The following is a 17,444-nucleotide window of genomic DNA, read 5'->3' as shown; positions in this document are numbered from 1 at the left end:
GCGTGGCGTGCGGAGCACGGGTACCGGTCATGTGCGGAGCTCGATCACGGTCTTGCCGATGCGGATCGGCGTGCCCGGGGGCACCTTGGTCGGTCCGGAGACCTTGTTGCGGTCGAGGTAGGTCCCGTTGGTGGACCCCAGGTCCTCGACGTACCAGTCGTCACCGGACTGCGAGATGCGGGCGTGCCGGGTCGACGCGTAGTCGTCGTCGAGCACCAGCGTGGAGTCGTCGGCGCGGCCGAGCATGATCGGCCGCCCGTCGAGGGCGATGCGCGTGCCGGCGAGCGCACCCGCCGTCACGATGAGTGCCTTCGGCCCCGAGCGGCCCCCACCACGGCCCGGTTTCGCCGCCCCTCCCTTGGAGGGGCGTCGACCTGGCACCGCGGCCCGTAGCCCCGACGCGGCGTACAGGTCGGAACGGACGACCCGGAGCGCGGCGAAGACGAACAGCCAGAGCAGCGCGAGGAACGCCGCTCGGGTGAGCTGGAGGACGAGTTCGGGCACGAGGAGCGCGCGTCAGCCCTGGGCGCGGAACAGCAGCGCCGAGTGCCCGACCCGGATGGTGTCGCCGTCGGCGAGCTGCCAGGTCTGGACCGGGGTGCCGTTGACCGTCGTCCCGTTGGTGGACCCGAGGTCGGACAGGGTGGCCTGCTGGCCGTCCCAGCTGATCTCGAGGTGACGGCGGGAGACGCCGGTGTCGGCGAGGCGGAACTGCGCGTCCTGCCCGCGGCCGATGACGTTCGCGCCCTGCACCAGCTGGTAGGAGCGGTTCGAGCCGTCGTCCAGCGTCAGCGTCGCGGTCATCTGGCGGGTCTGGACGCCGCCGTAGCCCTGCTGGCCGTACTGGTCGTACCCGCCCTGCTGCTGGCCGTAGGGGTCGTAGCCGCCCTGGCCGTACTGGCCGCCGTACTGGTCGTAGCCCGGCTGGCCGGCGTAGCCCTGGGGCTGGCCGTAGCCCTGCTGCTGGCCGTACGGGTCGTAGCCCTGCGGCTGCCCGTAGCCCTGCTGCTGGCCGTACGGGTCGTACCCCTGCTGGCCGTACTGGTCGTAGCCCTGCTGCGGGTAGCCCTGCTGCTGGCCGTACGGGTCCTGCCCGTAGCCCTGCTGCGGGTAGCCCTGCTGCTGGCCGTACGGGTCCTGCCCGTACCCCTGCTGCGGGTAGCCCTGCTGCTGGCCGTACGGGTCCTGCCCGTAGCCCTGCTGCTGGGGGTAGCCCTGCTGCGGGTAGCCCTGCTGCTGGGCGTACGGGTCCTGCGGGTAGCCCTGCTGCGGCTGCTGCGGGTAGCCCTGCTGGCCGTAGCCACGCTGGTCCTGCTCGTCCGGGTACCGACCGGGTGCCTGGCTCATGGGGTGCTCTCCTGCGGATCGGGGGCTCGCGGTCCGCTGCCGCGACGCGTCGGGGTCAACGGACGACTTGGTGCGGAACTGTCCCGTGTGCAGCGCGTCGGAACGCTCCAGAGAGACTACGACCTCACCGTATGTCTCCCACCCGCCCTCTGTGAGGTGCTCTTCCACGCAGTCGATCAGCGAGTGGGTGATGGTCTCTTCGTCCCCGGCCAACCGATCGTGATCGGCAGGGCTGAGCACCACCGTGTAGTGGTTGGGCGCCAGCTGACGCCCACCGGCCAAGACTCGCACGTTGTCCTCCGCCTCGCGGCGGAGGGCCTGTGCGATCTCCTGGGGAACGACCTTGCCGCCGAAGACCCGCGCGAAGGTGTCACCCACGAGGCCTTCGAGCTTGCGCTCGAAGCGCTGTGCGCGCCCCACCCGCGATCCCTCCATCCGACTCGTCGTCCGACCTTCCTCCCCGACGGAGTGTCGCCACACCGTGCGGGGCACATCGATGGTATCGGTCGCGCAACGGCTTCCGTTGACCTCCTTCGGGGTGGGGTTCGGGACGGGTGCTAGGGTCGCTCACGTCGATCACCGATCGGCACCACTCCGGGCGAGTGGCGGAATGGCAGACGCGCACGGTTCAGGTCCGTGTATCCGGAAGGATGTGGGGGTTCAACTCCCCCCTCGCCCACACTCTCTCCTCTCCCTCGTGGGGTTCCTCGCCGCGGGCCTGGCAGGCTGCCGCCATGCAGCTCGCACGGAAGATCACCGATCTCACCGGCCCCGGCATCACCGACCGCTTCGGCGTCGGGGGCACCGACCTGGGCGCCACCGTGCGGGCGCCCGACGGTCGCCTGGTGTCGGTGTTCGGTGACACGTTCGAGATCGCCGGGGTCGGCGGGCCGGGCTGGCGCTCCCCGGTGGTGCTCTTCGCGGACCCGTCCTCGGTGGACGCCGGCCTGTCCTGGACCGGGTGTGCGGGCGAGTCCGGCTACGCACAGCAGGTCGTCGGCTACCGCCACAAGGGCTTCCGGCGCACGGGGACCTCGATGCTGTCGCTGCGGCGGGTCTCGACGGTGCTCCCGACCGACCTGCTGACCGTCGGCGACGAGATGTGGCTGCACGTCATGGCCTGCCGGGAGCTCGGGCACCCGCGGGCGACCGAGCTGCACCGCTCCCGCGATTCCGGGCAGACCTGGGAGCCGGCCGGTGTCCGGTGGCCCGGGGACCACCTGGGCGGGCTCTTCCAGATGCTGACGTGGGAGACCGACGGCACCTGGGTGTACGTGTTCACCACCGGCTTCCAGCGGGCCCACGGCCTGTTGCTGCACCGGGTCCCCGTCGACCGGATCGCCGACCCCGCCGCATGGGAGGGCTGGGGCTTCGACGGCTCGACCTGGGACTGGGGGCGCACGCCCACCGAGGTGCTGCCCGGCGCGTTCGGGGAGATGTCGCTGCGGCGGGTCCCGGACGCGTCCGGACGGGAGTGGTGGCTGCTCGTCGTCTTCGACGCGGGGAACTACCGCATCGACGCCCTGCTTCTCGACCACCCGACCGCGAACCTGCACACCGCCCCCCGCGCGACGCTGGTCGCCGGCGCGGGCTGGGGCGACGAGGACCACGCGGGCGGCCGGGTCGCGCAGCTCTACGGCGGCTACACCGTGCCCGGCTCGACGCTCGAGAACCTGCACGTCGTGGTCAGCCAGTGGAAGACCGACACCAACTGGCCCTACAAGGCGATGCAGTTCCACGTCGACGCCTCGGAGCTGGTGCCCCGCTGACCCGCCCCCCTGAACGATCGAACGGCACCCTCGCAGCTTCTATGCGCGCGAGAGTGCCGTTCGATCGGTAGGGGCTGCGGCCGATCGGCCTAGCGTCCGGAGCCGCTCCAGTCGGCGCCGGCGCCCTCGATCACGGGGGAGCGGCCGAGCAGGGGGCGCCACCAGGCCTCGTTGGCGCGGTACCAGGCGACGGTGTCGGCGATCCCGTCGGTCCATTCCACGGCGGGGGCCCAGCCGAGCTCGGTGCGCAGCTTCGAGCTGTCGAGCAGGTAGCGCCGGTCGTGGCTGGGCCGGTCCGGGACGATCGTCTTGAGCTCCGGGCCCAGACCGAGGGCACCCAGGACGGTGTCGGCGATGCCCTCGATGTCGACCTCGGTGCCCGACCCGACGTTGTAGGTCTCCCCGACCCGCCCGTGGTGGATCACCCGGTCGATCGCGGTGGCGTGGTCGGAGACGTGCAGCCACTCGCGGCGGTTCTTCGTCGAGGCGTAGAGCGGCAGCGGCTCCCCGGCCAGGGCCCGCGTCGTGAACAGCGGGATGACCTTCTCGGGGAACTGGAAGGGCCCGTAGTTGTTCGAGCAGTTGGTGATGGTGACCGGCACGTCGTAGGTCAGCCCGTAGGAGCGGACCACGTGGTCCCCGCCGGCCTTGGCCGCGTTGTACGGGGTGCGGGGCAGGTACGGGGAGTCCTCGGTGAACGCCTCGTCGGCGTCGAGGGACAGGTCGCCGTAGACCTCGCAGGTGGAGATGTGGTGGAACCGGGACACCCCGACCCGGCGGACGGCCTCGAGCAGGCCCTGGGTGCCGGTGACGTTGGTGGCGAAGAAGTCGCCCGGGCGCAGGATCGCCAGCGAGTTGTGCGACTCCGCGGCGAAGTTCACCACCACGTCCACCGAGTACGCGCGCAGCAGGTGCGCGACCAGGTCGGTGTTGCCGATCGAGCCGTGCACGAACGTCACGCCGTCGAGCAGTTCGCCGTCCGGGCCGTTCAGCGACTCCCGCACCCCGGCGTAGGTCAGCGCGTCCAGTGCCACGATCGCGTCACCGGGGTGCACCGCCCGCCAGTAGCGGACGAAGTTGGACCCGATGAAACCGGCTGCACCGGTGACGAGGACGGTGGACACTCGGGTCTCCTCCAGGCGTTCGGTGGACGTTCGGGCGGCCCCGAACCTAACCGACCGCGCTCGAGGCCCGGGCGAGCCGGTGCGGCACCCTGGCACGCGATATCCCCACGACCCCCGCGAAGGACTTCGATGCACGACGCACGGACGTTGATCGAGCTCGGTGACGAGGCGGTCCGCCGCCTCGCCCGCCGCGGCTACACGCTCGACCTCGCGGGGCTCGAGGCCCTGTCCGCGCGGCGCAACTCCTCGATCTCCCGGACGGACGACCTGCGGGCGGAGTCGAAGCGCGTCGCGGCCGAGGTGGGCCGCGTCGCGAAGGAGACGCGCGGGCAGGGGGAGGAGGTCGAGAAGCTCAAGACCCGGGCCCGTGAGATCAAGGACGAGATCCGCACGTCGGAGTCCGAGACCGAGGCCGCCGAGGACGCGCTGCGCGAGGTCCTGCTGGCGATCCCCAACCTGCCCGACGACGAGGTCCCGGACGGCGACTCCGACGCGGACGCCGTCGAGGTCCGCCGCTGGGGCACCCCGCCGGAGTTCGGGTTCGAGGTCCGCGACCACGTGGACCTGGGCGAGGCGACCGGCATCCTCGACTTCGGGCGCGCCGCGAAGCTCTCCGGCGCACGGTTCAGCGTCGCGAAGGGGCCCGGTGCGGTCCTGGAGCGCGCCCTCGCCACCTTCTTCCTGACGATGCACACGGCGCGGCACGGCTACACCGAGTTCTCCGTGCCCTACCTCGTCACCCGCGAGACGATGACCGGGACGGGCCAGCTCCCGAAGTTCGAGGAGGACCTGTTCCGCACCGGCACCGCGGACCGGAGCCTCTACCTGATCCCCACCGCCGAGGTATCGCTCACGAACCTGCACGCCGACGAGATGCTCGATGCGGGCGCGCTGCCGCTGGCCTACACCGCGTACACCCCGTGCTTCCGGTCGGAGGCGGGCAGCTACGGCCGGGACACCCGCGGTCTGCTGCGGCTGCACCAGTTCTCCAAGGTCGAGATGGTGCGCTTCTGCCGCGAGGAGGAGTCGGGCGCCGAGCTGGAGCTCATGGTCTCCCACGCGGAGAACTGCCTGCAGGCGCTCGGCCTGGCCTACCGCGTGGTGCGCCTCGCCGCGGGCGACATGGGGTTCGCCGCGCGGACGACCTACGACCTCGAGGTGTGGCTGCCCAGCCAGGGCACGTTCCGCGAGATCTCGTCGTGCTCGGACTGCGGCACGTTCCAGTCGCGTCGCGCGGGCATCCGGGCCAAGGACGCCCGGGGCGGCCGGGCGCAGGTCGCGACCCTCAACGGGTCGGGCCTGCCGATCGGGCGGGCGCTCGCGGCGCTGCTCGAGCAGTACCAGGCCGAGGACGGGTCCGTGACGATCCCGGAGGTGCTGCACCCCTTCACCGGGTTCCGCCGGCTCCTCGCCGACGGGACCACGGAGTAGCTCTCAGCGACGGACCGCGGCGAGCTGGGAGGCCTGGCCGACCAGCCGCCCGGTGGCGTCCCAGGCCCGGCAGGTCTCGTGCATGCGGTCGCCCACGAGGTGGTCGAGCCACTGCGTGAGCCGGATCGGCCCCGGGGCCGGCACGGCGTGCACGTGGGCGGTCAGCGACATCGTCGGGGACCAGCCGTAGATCCCCAGGTCGAAGCAGGCCGGGGGCAGCAGGTCCACGGCGACCAGCATCCCGATCGGCGACCACGGCTCCCGCGTGTCCAGCTCCGCCCAGCCCGAGAGGCGCCCCTCCCCGCTGGGACGGCCCTCCAGGAAGCCGAGCGAGTCCAGCCCGAACCGGGTGTCGACGACGTCCATGATCGGCAGGCCGCCGCGGCCGTCGTCGGTGGCCGCCGGCCGCCGCGCGCAGTCATCGAACGGCGCGAGCTCGACCGGGTCGGGGGAGACGTCACCGTCCGACGGCCCGATCGTGGGCTCGGGCCCGAGGACGATCGCCGCCTCGACGCACGGCCGGTCGTCCTGGCTGACGAGGGCGCGCACCTGCGTCGCACCCCGGCCCCGGCGCAGCACCGTCACGTCGACGACGGCGGGTCCGGGGTCGGGGGCGCGCAGGAAGGTGCCGGTGACGGCCTGCGGGAACACGTGCCGGCCCGCCGCCGGCTCGGGCGAGGTCTCGTCGACCGCCGCCTGGGTCAGGAGGGCGAGCAGGTAGCCGCCGTGCAGCTTCGGGCCGATGCCCCACTGCCCGTCGAGCACCGCGTCGCGGCGGCCGGGCTGCCCGGTGGGCAGCGTCGCGGTCGCCTTGGCGAGGTCCGCCATCAGACCTGCGGCGGGCGCGGGGCGTCGGGGTCGGGCGTGGTGGGGGTCTGCGGGCCGGGCGCGGTGGTCGGCGCGTCGGGCGAGGCGGCCGCGTGCGGGGCGGCCGAGGCGCCACCCTGCTCGGGCGTGATGGGCCCGGGCGGCGTCGTGCCGGGGGCGGTGGGCGCGTCGGCCGGGGCGGTGGGGCCGGGGGCGGGGTCGCCCGCGGCGGCACCGGGCGCGTGCGGCTCGCCGGAGGCCGGCGAACCCTGGCTCGCGACCCAGCCGAGGCCGTCGTCGACCTTGCCCTGCGCCTTGCCGATCTGCTCGGAGTACTTGCCGCCGGTCTTCTCGTCGACCCAGCGGGCGGCCTTGTCCAGCGTGCTCTTGATGGTGTCCTGGTTCTCGGACACCTTCTGGCTCACGGTGTCGCGCAGGTCCGACGCCACCTGCTTGCCCTGGCGGGCGAGCTCGTCGCGGTCCATGGTGATCCCTCGTTCGTCTCGTGGCCGGGAGGGGCGAGTCTAGCGAGATCGGGCCCCCCGGCGGGGAGTTCCCGGACCGGATGCCCGACACCCCGTCACGGAACGGTCACGCGGCGATGTGTGCGGGCACCGTGGACCGGGGTGCCGACGGACCGTCTGGACGGACACGGCACCATGGGGACCCTGGCGTCCGGCACACCCCTGTGCCCGGACGCGTGCGGGCGCCGGTCGGACCGGGTCCGGAGCGGGCAGGTCGATCGGGCACGAGGAGGCACGCGGGCGGTGAGTTCGACGGAGGCGGGTCCCCCGTCCACCGTGGGCGCGGGCCGGTACACGCTCGGCGACCTCATCGGTCGCGGCGGTGCCGCGGAGGTCTACCGCGCCCGCGACGAGCTGCTCGGCCGCGACGTCGCGGTCAAGCTCTTCCCCGCCGGGGTCGGCGAGGCCGACGAGTCCCGCCGCCAGCGTGAGGTGCAGACCCTCGCCGGGATGAACCATCCGGGCCTGGTGACGATCTACGACGTCGGTGCCGAGGGCAGCCGGCCGTACTTCGTCATGCAGCTCATCGAGGGCGAGTCCCTCGCCGACCGGATCCGCAACGGCCCGCTGCGTCCCGGGGACGTCGTCGCGCTCGGCGCCGCGCTGGCCGACGCGCTGACCTACGTGCACCGCCACGGCGTCGTGCACCGCGACATCAAGCCCGGCAACGTCCTGCTCGACACCGAGGGCCGCCCGCACCTGTCCGACTTCGGCATCGCGGTCCTCGCCGACGCCACGAACATCACGGCCACCGGCATGGTGATCGGGACGGCGTCCTACCTCTCGCCCGAGCAGGTCCGGGGCCAGCCGGTCGGGCCCGCCTCGGACGTCTACGCGCTCGGCCTGGTGCTGCTCGAGTGCATCACGGCCCGCCGCGAGTACCCGGGCAACGCCCTCGAGGCGGCGGTGGCACGCCTGCACCGCCCGCCCGACGTGCCGACCGACCTCCCGCCGGCCCTCTACGGCCTGCTGGTCGCGATGACCCGGGACGAGCCGGCCGAGCGGCCGACCACCGAGCAGGTCGTCGGCGAGCTGCGCACCATCTCCCGCGAGGTCGGGATGGACGCGGAGACCGTCCTCGCTCCGTCCCCGACGACGGGCGCCACGTACGCGATGGGCCCCCCGATGGCCCCGCCAGGTACGGGCGCCACGTACGCCATGAACCAGGGCGGGTACGACCCGTACGGCGCGACCCAGCGCGTCGGCACCCCGCCCGGCGGCTACCCGCCCTACGGCTACCCCGGCGCCGACGGACGGACGGCCGTGGTGGGCCCCGGGACGATGACCGGGGGCGCCTACGCCCCCGAGGAGCCTCGCCGTTCGCGTCGGTGGCCGATCGTCGCCGCGATCGTGGCCGTGCTGCTCGTCGCCGGAGGGGTCGGCGCCTACGCGCTGTTCGCCAACCGCACCGCGGAGCTCCCCGCGCCCGCGCCGACCTCGATCCCCGCCCCGGTGCCGACGACCACCACGACCACCACCGAGGAGGAGACCACCACCCGGCGTCGGACCACGACGACCCCGCCGCCGACCACGACGGTCGCCCCTCCGCCGGTGACCACGACGGTCGTCCCGCCGCCGACCACGGAGCCGACGACGACCACGTCGCAGGCGCCCGCCAACCCGGGCAACGGTGGTGGCGTGCTGGGCAGCGGCGGTACGGGCGGGGACGCGCCCGGGGGCTTCCGCGGCGGCACCACCACGACGCCCTGACGCACTCCCCGCGAGGTCGACACCACGCAGGTCCGGGGGCTCCGGAACCTGCGTGACGTCGCACTCGGGACGGCGCGACCGCCCTACTGGTGCAGCCGCCGGAACAGCGGTGCGCGCCCGGCGGGCTGCTCGATGACCCCGCGGGAGGGCGCGGGCGGGATGTCGAAGGTGAGGGGCTCGTCGACGGCGAGCACGAACTCGTCGTCGTGATGGCGCAGCTCGAGCGGCTCGGACGACGTCGCCGACATGCCCGTCGGTCCCGACCCGTCCGACGACGCCTCCTCCAGCGTGTACGTCGCCTGGCCGTGGCCGATCTCGACGTGCACCGACCGCCCGCGCCACAGCACCCGGAAACGCAGCCCCGAGACCGCGGAGGGGAGGCGGGGCGCGAAGGTCAGGGTGCCGTCGTGGGTGCGCATCCCGCCGAGGCCCTGGATGACCGCGGTCCAGCTGCTGGCCGTGGCCGCGAGGTGGATGCCGTCGCGGACGTTGTTCTCCAGGTCGGCGAGGTCCATCTGGACCGACTCGCCCAGGTAGTCGTAGGCCAGGTCGAGGTGCCCGGTCTCGGCGGCCATCACCGCGAGGGTGCCGGGGGACAGCGACGAGTCCCGCACCGTGATCCGCTCGTAGTAGGCGAAGTTCGCGGCCTTCTGTTCCGGGGTGAACGCGTCCGGGCACTGGACCATCGCGAGCACGAGGTCGGGCTGCTTGACGACCTGCTTGCGGTACAGGTCGAAGTACGGGTAGTTCAGCAGCAGCGGGTAGGCGTCCTCGGGGGTGTTCTCGAAGTCCCAGAACGCGTGCGAGGTGAAGCCCTCGGCCTGCTCGTGCACCCCGAGCTTCTCGTCGAACGGGATGACCATCGCGGTCGCGGCCGAGCGCCAGCTCGCGATCTCCTCGCTGGACACCGCGAGGCGCTCGGCCTCGCGGGGGTGGCGGACGCACGCGTCGGCCGCACCGCGCAGGTTCCGCTGCGCCATGAGGTTCGTGTAGACGTTGTTGTCCGCGACCGCCGAGTACTCGTCCGGCCCGGTCACGCCGTCGATGCGGAAGTTCGACTCCGAGTCGTGGTGGCCCAGCGAGCGCCACAACCGGGCGGTCGCGACCAGGAGGTCGACGCCGACCTCCCGCTCGAAGTCGGTGTCGTCGGTCGCCGAGACGTACCGCAGGACGGCGTCCGCGATGTCGGCGTTGACGTGGAACGCCGCCGTGCCGGCAGGCCAGTAGCCCGAGCACTCCTCGCCGCGGATCGTCCGCCACGCGAACGCCGCGCCCGCGAGGCCCAGGGTGCGCGCGTGCTGCTCGGCGATCTCCAGCGTGGAGTGCCGCCAGCGCAGGGCGTCGGCGGCGACCCGGGGGTTGGTGTGCACGAAGACCGGGAGCACGAACGTCTCGCAGTCCCAGAAGCTGTGCCCGTCGTAGCCCTGGCCGGTGAGCCCCTTCGCGCCGATCGCCCGCTTCTCCGCCCGCGCGCCGGCCTGCAGCACGTGGAACAGGGAGAACCGCATCGCCTGCTGCAGCCGCGGGTCGCCGTCGATCTCGATGTCCGCGCGGGCCCAGAACGCGTCCAGGTACTCCCGCTGGGCCGCCACCAGCCCGTCCCAGCCGGTGTAGAGCGAGGCGTCCAGGGCGGCCTCGACCTGGTCGACGATCGCGGGTTGGGAGCGCGTGCTCGACCAGCCGTAGGCGAGGTACTTCACGATCCGCAGCGACTGGCCGGGCTTCAGCCGGCTGATCACCGTGGTCCGCCCGACGTTCTTCGAGCACGAGCTCTCGACCTTGGCGTCGTCCGGGCCGAACACCTGGTGCTCCATGGCCGCGCCGACCCGCAGTTCGGACTGCTTGGTGCGGTGGGTCATCCGGGCGCCGTAGGTGGAGTGCGAGTTGTGCTCCGGCGCGAGCGGCTTGGTGAGGGCGGCGGCCACGCGCGGATCGCCGGTGATCTCGGGCATCTGCTCGTTGGCGAACAGTTCGGACTGGATCACCAGGAGCGCGTCGCTGCCCGAGTCCTCGGGGATGCTGACCTCGTAGGAGATCGCCGCCACCGCGCGCTGGGAGAAGCTCACCAGGCGCTGCGACGTGACGTCGACCCGCTGGCCGTTGGGGGAGGTCCACTCCACGTGCCGGGTGAGGATCCCGCTGCGCATGTCCAGGGTGCGCTGGTGGTCGTGCACCTGCCCGTAGCGGACGTCGAGCGGCTCGTCGTCGACCAGCAGCCGGATCAGTTTGCCGTTCGGGACGTTGACCAGGGTCTGGTTCTCGTCCGGGAACCCGAACCCGCCCTCGGCGTGCGGCATGGGCCGCGACTCGAAGAACGAGTTGAGGTAGGTGCCCGGCATCCGGTGCGGTTCCCCCTCGTCGAGGTTGCCGCGCATCCCGACGTGGCCGTTGGCCAGCGCGAAGAGCGACTCCGTCTGGCCGAGGAGGTCGACGTCGAGTTCGGGCTCGTGCACGGACCAGGGGTCCACCGAGAACGCGTTCGAGATCACCGGGCGAGGGTAACCATCCCTGATCGGGCGAGTGGACGGCCTTCTCGCGCATCATGGGTGAATGGCTGGACTCGGTTCGGTGCACCGCGCACTCCGGGTGCTCGAGGTCGTCGCGGATGCGGGCGACGGCATCACCGCGAAGGCGGTGGCCCGCCGGCTGGACTACAACCTGTCCACCACCTACCACCTGCTCGGCAGCCTCGTGGCCGACGGCTACCTCGTCCGTCTGGAGCCCGCCCGCGGCTTCGGGCTCGGGCCGAAGCTGCCAGCGCTCAACGACCGGCTCCGCTCCCAGCTGCCGATCCCGCCGGGGCTCGGCGCGACGCTGCGCGAGGCGCACGCGATGGCCGGGGCCGCGGTCCTCTACGCCGCCTTCCGGGACGCCGACGTCGTGGTGGTCGACTCGGACGACTGCCCGGAGCACCCGGTGCCGACCATCTCGACCTGGCGCGGCGCCCTGCACGCGACCGCCGTCGGCAAGCTGCTGCTCGCCGACCTCCCGGACGCCCGGCGCGTCGAGGTCCTGGCCCGCGACGGGCAGGCCCGCCACGCCCACCGCACGATCACCGATCCCGACGAGCTGGACTGGGAACTCGACCAGGTCCGCCGTCGGGACCTCGCCCTGGACCGCAGCGAGTTCCGCGAGCGCCTCGCGTGCATGGCGGCCCCGGTACGCCTGCCCGTTGACGACGACAGGTGTGCCCGGACCGAGCTCGTCGGTGCGATCTCCGTGGCGGTGCCGGTCGTCCCCGCCGGCGGCCCGGGCAGCCTGTTCGACCGCCGCACCCGCATGGAGCGGGCGGTGCGGGACGCGGCCCGGCGGGCGGCGTCGGCGTTCGCGGACGAGGTTTCCACCAGGTGGGACGGGGGCTGATCTCCGCGGCCCCGGTGCGGTGAGGTGTACGCATGTCCGCACGTGACCTGGCTCCGTTCCGCGCCGACCACGTCGGCAGCCTCCTGCGACCGCCCGCCCTGCTCGAGGCCCGGAGCGCGCACGCCGAGGGGCGGCTGGACGCCGACGGACTGCGCGCCGCCGAGGACGAGGCGATCCGCGACGTCGTCGCGATGCAGGAGTCGGTCGGCCTGCAGGCGGCCACCGACGGCGAGTTCCGCCGCTCGTCGTGGCACATGGACTTCCTCTACCAGCTCGACGGGGTGTCCTCGTCGAAGGACTCGTCGGTGGAGGTGGCGTTCCGCAACGCCTCCGGCGACCTGACGTTCGCGGCCATGTCGCTGGTGATCGACCAGCGGATCGGGCTGTCGACGACGATCTTCGGCGACGCGTTCTCGATGCTGGCCTCGACCGTGACGAGCGCCGTGCCGAAGCTGACGATCCCGTCGCCGTCGATGCTGCACTACCGCCTGGGCGGCGCCCCGGTGCACGAGGGCTCGCCGTACTCCGACCCGGACGAGTTCTGGGCCGACCTCGCCGCGGCGTACAAGGCGGAGATCGCCCGGCTGTACGAGGCCGGCGTGCGCTACCTGCAGCTCGACGACACGTCCCTGGCGTACCTGAACGACCCGGCCCAGCGCGAGTCGATGGCCGCCCGCGGCGAGGACGCCGACCACATGCACGAGCGCTACGTCGACACGATCAACCTCGCCCTCGCCGACCGCCCCTCCGACCTGCGGATCACCACGCACATGTGCCGCGGGAACTACCGCTCGTCCTGGGCGGCCGAGGGCGGGTACGACCACGTCGCCGAGAAGGTCTTCGGCGGCCTGCAGATCGACGGGTTCTTCTGCGAGTACGACGACGCCCGCTCCGGCGACTTCTCCCCGCTGCGCTACCTCCCGCGCGGCGACCAGCAGGTGGTGCTCGGCCTCGTGACCACGAAGTCCGGGGAGCTCGAGGAGCCGGACACCCTCAAGCGCCGCATCGAGGAGGCCACGAAGTACGTGCCGCTCGAGCAGCTCTGCCTGTCCCCGCAGTGCGGATTCTCCTCGACGGTGGAGGGCAACACGCTGTCCTACGAGCAGGAGGTCGCGAAGCTCGAACTCGTGGTGTCGGTGGCCCAGGACGTCTGGGGCCACTGAGCCCGTCCGCCTTCCGCGCCTGCCCCTGCCCCTCCCCCTGATCCGTACGAGCGGGCCGTTCGTCACCTTCTTGCGTGATGAACGGTCCGTTCATGGGTTCGGGGTGGTGCGCGAACGGTCGCCGACGCTGCTCCTCGTCGATCCACAGGGGTGCCGGCCGTCCACAGGTTGCGTCGAACGGACACCGCGCTCGACGTGATCGTCCGACCGTGACGGGCATGCCTCGTCGTTCCCGCGTCTCCGCCGCCGATCTGTCCGCCCTGGCCCCGATCCGCGTTGCGCGGGTCGCCGCCCTCGTCGCTCTCGGTCTTCGTCCGGACACGATCGCCGCACGGGTTCGATCAGGGCAGTGGCAGCGTCCGTTCGACGGCGTGATCCTGATGCAGAGCGGGCCGCCGACGCGTGAGCAGGAGATCTGTGCCGCCCTCCTCTACTGCGGGGAGGACGCCGTGCTCTCCGGGCCGGAGGCCGCCCGCCGGCACGGCCTGCGCAAGGTCCCCGCGAACGCCGCGCTCCACGTCCTGGTGCCGGAGGAGCGCCGTCGTGCTTCTCGACCGGACCTCCTGGTGGAGCGCACGTCCCGGCTCCCACCCACGGTCGTCCGGGACGGGGTGGAGGTAGCCGTCCTCGAGCGCGCGGTCGTCGACACCGCCCGCCGGACCGACGAGCGGGAGGGTGTCCTCGCGCTCGTCGCCGAAGCCGTACAGCGTCGTCGGACCACGGTCGACCGCCTGCTGGAGGAGACGGATGCGGGCAGTCGACGGGGCACGGCCGTCGTCCGCGAGATCCTGACGGAGGTGCGGGACGGAATCCGGTCCGTCGCGGAGGGCTGGGGACGGGACCTCCACGCACGGAGCGGCTTGCCCACGATGCTCTTCAACCCCCGGCTGTATCTTCCCGGCCACCGCTTCCTGGCCTGCCCCGACGGTTACATCGACGCTGTCGGGATGGCCTGGGAGCACCACTCGGCGGAGTTCCATCCCCCGGAGCGTGAGGACGACGACGCCCGGAGGGTCGCGGACATGGTCGCGGCGGGCGTGGTGGTCGTGTCGCACCGGCCTCGCCGCCTTCTCAGCGAACCCGATCGTGTCCTCGACGAACTCCGGGCCTACTACCGCCTGGCCGCATCGCGACCGCGCCCGGAACTCGTCGTCGTGCCGGCCGCCTGATCCGGACCCGGAACCGACGAACGGGCCGTTCATCACCTTCTTCGGTGATGAACGGCCCGTTCGTACGGAGCGGATCGTTCGGAAAGGGCCCGGACCCGTCAGACCCCGTAGCGCGCCGCGAGCTGGCCGCGGCAGATGCTCGTGTTGGCGTCCACGCCGACCTGGTACGAGCGGGCCTTGCGCAGGTGCAGCGGCAGGGCCTCGACCCCGACGGTGCGCCCGCTCGGGTCGACCACGAGCGGGTCGGCGTCGGTCGACGGGATCCCGAGCTCGGCCCGCCGGCGGCGGAGCCGGTCGAGGTCGGCCGAGGCCGGCGCGTCGCCCAGGGTCATGGCGGCGACCTGCTCCGGCGTCGAGCCGGCCCGCATCAGCGGCCGGACGACGAGGTCCGTGCCGGCCATCAGGGCCCGCTCGGTGAAGGTGCGGCGCAGCTCGTCGAGCTCCGCCACCGCCTCGCCGACCTCGGTGCCCGCCATGGAGGACACGAAGCCCGCGCGGGCGGCGACGCCGGCGTTGATCGCGTCGGACGCGAAGTGGTCGACGAGGACCACGTCGGCCCGCGCGACCCCCGCGGCCTCGGAGACCACGTCGTGGGCGTCGGCCACCATGAGGAAGGCGAAGTTGGGGGCGCAGAAGTACGTGGGCAGGCGGAGCGCCACGTGCGCGACGGCGGAGTCGTCCACCGAGACCGCCCCGACGAAGTCCAGCGAGACCACGTCGGTGTCGAGCTCGGGATCGCGCACCGAGCGCAGCGCCTCCCACACCCGGGCCGTCACCCCGGTCGACGACGCCGCCTCGGCGTCGTTCGACAGCGGCGCGACGGCACGGGCGTCGGAGAGCACCGTCATGCCTGGGCCACCTCCCGCTCGACCAGCTCCGCGTCGTCCTGCGCGGCCGGGGAGTCACCGGGGAGCTGCATCTCCGCGGGCACCGGGATGTCGTAGAGCCGGGCGGCGTTCAGGCCGAGGATCTTCTTCTTGCCCTCGACGCCGAGACGCGGGTAGTCGTCGAAGTCGTGGCCCTCGGGGTAGTCCCAGTCCACGAGGCCCTCGACCTGCCACTTGGGCTCCCAGATGGCGTAGTCCGAGCCGAAGGTCATCTTGTCCTCGCCGACCCAGAACAGCAGCTCGCCCATCACCTTGGCGAAGAACCGCGGGCGGGCGTGCATCAGGCCACCGAGCACGACCGAGAGGCCGGCGTAGACGTTGGGCTCCTGCGTCGCCATGAAGCAGAAGTCCTCGATACGCGGCAGGCCCACGTGCTCGACGATGAAGTTCAGGCCCTGGAAGTCGGTCGCGGCCTTGTCGACGTCGGACACGTCGAACGCGTCCTTGTCCAGCGGCCAGATCGTCGGGCCCTTGTGGATGTGGATGTTCTTGATGCCGAGTTCCTGGGCGCGCTCCAGGAACTTGTAGCACTCCGGGTCGGAGAGCTTGTAGCCGCGCGAGTCGCCGTTCCACTCCGCGGTGTAGAGCTTGGCGCCGATCGGCTTCCACTCCTCGACGTTCGCCTCGAACTCGCGCATCCCGGCGTCGCCGTCGCGCGGGTCGAAGCGGGTGTTGAGGCGGAACTTCTCCGGGTACTTGCGCAGCAGCTGCCCGTTGCGCTCGGTGGTGTTGAAACCCTCCGAGTACCACTCCTTGAGGTACGTGGGCTGCGCGATCGCCACGTCCACGTGGCCGTCCTCGAAGAGGTCCTTCATGGTGTCCTCTTCGGAGTACTTCTGGAAGTGCTCGATCGACCAGTGGGTCTCGGCCGGGCCCAGCGACTGGTAGGCGTGGAAGCACTCGATCCAGCCCTTGGCGTACTGCTCGGCGCCCGGGACCCAGTTCTCCGGCGACGCGTCCCAGTAGTGCATGTGGGAGTCGACGACGAAGTACTTCTCGCCATCCTTCTCGTACATTCTCGGTTCCTCCTGTGGTGGTGGGAGAGGACTTAGGGAACGAGGATCGCCCGGCCGCGGACCTGGCCCGCGTCGAGGTCGTGCAGGGCGTTCAGGGCCTGGTCGAGGCGGTACTGGACGGTGTGCAGGGTGACCTTCCCGGCCTGCGCGAGGACCATCAGTTCCGCGAGGTCGTTGTAGGTCCCGACGATGTTGCCGATGACGTTCTTCTCACCGGCCACGAAATCGAGCGTGGGGGCGCGGAACTCGCCGCCGTAGCCCAGGACGAAGCAGTAGCCCGCCGGGCCGGTCATCGCCCAGGCGTCGATCTCGGCGCCCTGCTCGGCGACGAAGTCGAAGACGACCGTCGCGCCGCCGCCGGTGAGGTCCTGCACCGCCTGGACGTGGTTGCCGTCCGCGAGCACGGTCTCGTCCGCGCCGATCTGCTTCGCCAGCTCGAGGGCCGCCGGGTTCCGGTCGACGACGATGATCTTCGTGGCCGTCAGCGCCGCGAGGGACTGGATCCCGATGTGGCCGAGCCCGCCCGCGCCCTGCACGACGGCCGTCGTTCCCGGGTAGAGGTGCGGGACCGCCTTGCGCACGGCGTGGTACGCGGTGATCCCGGCGTCCGCGAGCGCCGCGACGTCGGCCGGATTCGTGCCCTCGTCGAGCTTCACGCAGGCCCGCGCGGTGGTGCGCAGGTACTCGGCCATCCCGCCGTCGTTGTTCGACAGGCCGGGGAAGAAGGCGTCGCCGGTGCACTGCATGTCCCGCCCGGCGCGGCACGCGAGGCACAGCCCGCACGAGGGCTGCGGGTGCAGGATCACGGTGTCGCCGACCTTCACGTTCGTCACCGCGTCGCCCACCTCGGCGACCCAGCCGGCGTTCTCGTGGCCGATCACGTACGGCAGGTCGGGGTTCTGGATGTCCTCCCAGTCCCCGTTGACGATGTGCAGGTCGGTGCGGCACACACCCGCACCGCCGATCTTGACGATGACGTCGAGCGGGCCCTGGAGCTCGGGCTCGGGGATGTCGTCGATCGATGGATCGGACTTGTATGCGTGCACCCGCACGGCCTTCACGGCAGGGACCTCCCAGCGACGGTGGTGGAGCGACACCCGGCCGGGGGCGGTGGTGGTGTGGGCCGGATCGCGT

At 72.2% G+C, this 17,444-nt stretch carries 15 protein-coding genes and 1 tRNA gene; 7 read left to right on the top strand and 9 right to left on the bottom strand.

Going from position 1 to position 17,444, the window contains the following annotated elements; translation table 11 throughout:
* Positions 1 to 27: 27 nt before the first annotated feature.
* Both QRT03_RS02335 and QRT03_RS02330 read right to left on the bottom strand, forming a co-directional pair.
* On the bottom strand, positions 28 to 504 hold the full coding sequence (locus QRT03_RS02335) for an FHA domain-containing protein FhaB/FipA (RefSeq protein WP_286050830.1): 477 nt from the start codon (positions 502 to 504) through the stop codon (positions 28 to 30).
* A gap of 12 nt (positions 505 to 516) precedes the next feature.
* Positions 517 to 1,767, bottom strand: coding sequence for an FHA domain-containing protein (locus QRT03_RS02330; RefSeq protein ID WP_286050828.1), 1,251 nt, complete (start codon positions 1,765 to 1,767; stop codon positions 517 to 519).
* A 176-nt stretch (positions 1,768 to 1,943) separates the two neighbouring features.
* Here QRT03_RS02330 and QRT03_RS02325 point away from each other — a divergent pair.
* Together QRT03_RS02325 and QRT03_RS02320 are read left to right on the top strand one after the other, a co-directional pair.
* Positions 1,944 to 2,026 (top strand) — tRNA-Leu (locus QRT03_RS02325).
* A 55-nt stretch (positions 2,027 to 2,081) separates the two neighbouring features.
* Positions 2,082 to 3,116: a glycoside hydrolase family 183 protein gene (locus tag QRT03_RS02320; RefSeq protein ID WP_286050826.1), complete on the top strand. Its 1,035-nt coding sequence runs from the start codon at positions 2,082 to 2,084 to the stop codon at positions 3,114 to 3,116.
* An 89-nt stretch (positions 3,117 to 3,205) separates the two neighbouring features.
* Here QRT03_RS02320 and rfbB read toward each other — a convergent pair whose 3' ends face one another.
* Entirely contained in the window at positions 3,206 to 4,240 is a 1,035-nt protein-coding gene (gene rfbB, locus QRT03_RS02315) for a dTDP-glucose 4,6-dehydratase (protein WP_286050824.1), read from the bottom strand.
* A 129-nt stretch (positions 4,241 to 4,369) separates the two neighbouring features.
* On the opposite strand from rfbB, the gene serS reads away from it, so the two are divergent.
* Positions 4,370 to 5,671 (top strand): serine--tRNA ligase, encoded by a 1,302-nt coding sequence (gene serS / locus QRT03_RS02310; RefSeq protein WP_286050823.1) that lies wholly within the window; start codon positions 4,370 to 4,372, stop codon positions 5,669 to 5,671.
* 3 nt (positions 5,672 to 5,674) lie between these two features.
* Here the strand turns inward: serS and QRT03_RS02305 are convergent, their stop codons facing one another.
* Complete coding sequence (locus tag QRT03_RS02305) at positions 5,675 to 6,499, bottom strand: thioesterase family protein (protein WP_286050822.1); 825 nt, start codon at positions 6,497 to 6,499, stop codon at positions 5,675 to 5,677.
* Complete coding sequence (locus tag QRT03_RS02300) at positions 6,499 to 6,963, bottom strand: antitoxin (RefSeq protein ID WP_286050821.1); 465 nt, start codon at positions 6,961 to 6,963, stop codon at positions 6,499 to 6,501. The genes QRT03_RS02305 and QRT03_RS02300 overlap by 1 nt, the downstream gene beginning before the upstream one ends.
* A gap of 282 nt (positions 6,964 to 7,245) precedes the next feature.
* Here QRT03_RS02300 and QRT03_RS02295 point away from each other — a divergent pair, with 282 nt between their 5' ends.
* The gene (locus tag QRT03_RS02295; RefSeq protein WP_286050819.1) at positions 7,246 to 8,712 is read left to right on the top strand and encodes a serine/threonine-protein kinase; all 1,467 of its coding nucleotides are present in this window, start codon (positions 7,246 to 7,248) and stop codon (positions 8,710 to 8,712) included.
* A gap of 83 nt (positions 8,713 to 8,795) precedes the next feature.
* Here the strand turns inward: QRT03_RS02295 and QRT03_RS02290 are convergent, their stop codons facing one another.
* Positions 8,796 to 11,201: a glycoside hydrolase family 65 protein gene (locus QRT03_RS02290; protein ID WP_286050817.1), complete on the bottom strand. Its 2,406-nt coding sequence runs from the start codon at positions 11,199 to 11,201 to the stop codon at positions 8,796 to 8,798.
* Between the two features lie 61 nt (positions 11,202 to 11,262).
* Here QRT03_RS02290 and QRT03_RS02285 point away from each other — a divergent pair, with 61 nt between their 5' ends.
* The 3 genes from QRT03_RS02285 to QRT03_RS02275 all read left to right on the top strand — a co-directional run bounded on the left by QRT03_RS02285 (position 11,263) and on the right by QRT03_RS02275 (position 14,407).
* Positions 11,263 to 12,075 (top strand): IclR family transcriptional regulator, encoded by an 813-nt coding sequence (locus QRT03_RS02285; RefSeq protein WP_286050816.1) that lies wholly within the window; start codon positions 11,263 to 11,265, stop codon positions 12,073 to 12,075.
* Between the two features lie 32 nt (positions 12,076 to 12,107).
* Entirely contained in the window at positions 12,108 to 13,238 is a 1,131-nt protein-coding gene (locus QRT03_RS02280; RefSeq protein ID WP_286050815.1) for a 5-methyltetrahydropteroyltriglutamate--homocysteine S-methyltransferase, read from the top strand.
* Positions 13,239 to 13,456: 218 nt separating this feature from the next.
* Complete coding sequence (locus tag QRT03_RS02275) at positions 13,457 to 14,407, top strand: hypothetical protein (protein ID WP_286050814.1); 951 nt, start codon at positions 13,457 to 13,459, stop codon at positions 14,405 to 14,407.
* Between the two features lie 98 nt (positions 14,408 to 14,505).
* On the opposite strand, the gene QRT03_RS02270 is transcribed toward QRT03_RS02275, so the two are convergent.
* The 3 genes from QRT03_RS02270 to QRT03_RS02260 are packed head-to-tail and all read right to left on the bottom strand — an operon-like array spanning position 14,506 to position 17,371.
* Complete coding sequence (locus QRT03_RS02270; protein ID WP_286050813.1) at positions 14,506 to 15,255, bottom strand: iron-sulfur cluster assembly protein; 750 nt, start codon at positions 15,253 to 15,255, stop codon at positions 14,506 to 14,508.
* Positions 15,252 to 16,310 carry an amidohydrolase family protein gene (locus tag QRT03_RS02265; protein WP_286050812.1) on the bottom strand — a complete coding sequence of 353 codons (1,059 nt, stop codon included), beginning with the start codon at positions 16,308 to 16,310 and terminating at the stop codon, positions 15,252 to 15,254. Before QRT03_RS02265 ends, QRT03_RS02270 begins: the two co-directional genes overlap by 4 nt.
* Before the next feature lie 32 nt (positions 16,311 to 16,342).
* Positions 16,343 to 17,371, bottom strand: a complete 1,029-nt coding sequence (locus QRT03_RS02260) for an NAD(P)-dependent alcohol dehydrogenase (protein ID WP_286050811.1) — start codon at positions 17,369 to 17,371, stop codon at positions 16,343 to 16,345.
* Positions 17,372 to 17,444 lie beyond the last annotated feature (73 nt).

The organism is Actinomycetospora termitidis (genome assembly GCF_030286555.1).
GTDB classification, from domain to species: Bacteria; Actinomycetota; Actinomycetes; order Mycobacteriales; family Pseudonocardiaceae; genus Actinomycetospora; species Actinomycetospora termitidis.
Note: the sequence above shows the minus strand (reverse complement) of the source record. Positions and strands in the feature narration are given on the sequence as shown.

What these genes read in the sequence shown, in the direction of transcription:
- QRT03_RS02320 (WP_286050826.1), top strand. Translation starts at nt 2,082, where the DNA reads ATGCAGCTCGCACGGAAGATCACCGATCTCACCGGCCCCGGCATCACC.
- serS (WP_286050823.1), top strand. Translation starts at nt 4,370, where the DNA reads ATGCACGACGCACGGACGTTGATCGAGCTCGGTGACGAGGCGGTCCGC.
- QRT03_RS02305 (WP_286050822.1), bottom strand. Translation starts at nt 6,499, where the DNA reads ATGGCGGACCTCGCCAAGGCGACCGCGACGCTGCCCACCGGGCAGCCC.
- QRT03_RS02300 (WP_286050821.1), bottom strand. Translation starts at nt 6,963, where the DNA reads ATGGACCGCGACGAGCTCGCCCGCCAGGGCAAGCAGGTGGCGTCGGAC.
- QRT03_RS02285 (WP_286050816.1), top strand. Translation starts at nt 11,263, where the DNA reads ATGGCTGGACTCGGTTCGGTGCACCGCGCACTCCGGGTGCTCGAGGTC.
- QRT03_RS02280 (WP_286050815.1), top strand. Translation starts at nt 12,108, where the DNA reads ATGTCCGCACGTGACCTGGCTCCGTTCCGCGCCGACCACGTCGGCAGC.
- QRT03_RS02275 (WP_286050814.1), top strand. Translation starts at nt 13,457, where the DNA reads ATGCCTCGTCGTTCCCGCGTCTCCGCCGCCGATCTGTCCGCCCTGGCC.
- QRT03_RS02270 (WP_286050813.1), bottom strand. Translation starts at nt 15,255, where the DNA reads ATGACGGTGCTCTCCGACGCCCGTGCCGTCGCGCCGCTGTCGAACGAC.
- QRT03_RS02265 (WP_286050812.1), bottom strand. Translation starts at nt 16,310, where the DNA reads ATGTACGAGAAGGATGGCGAGAAGTACTTCGTCGTCGACTCCCACATG.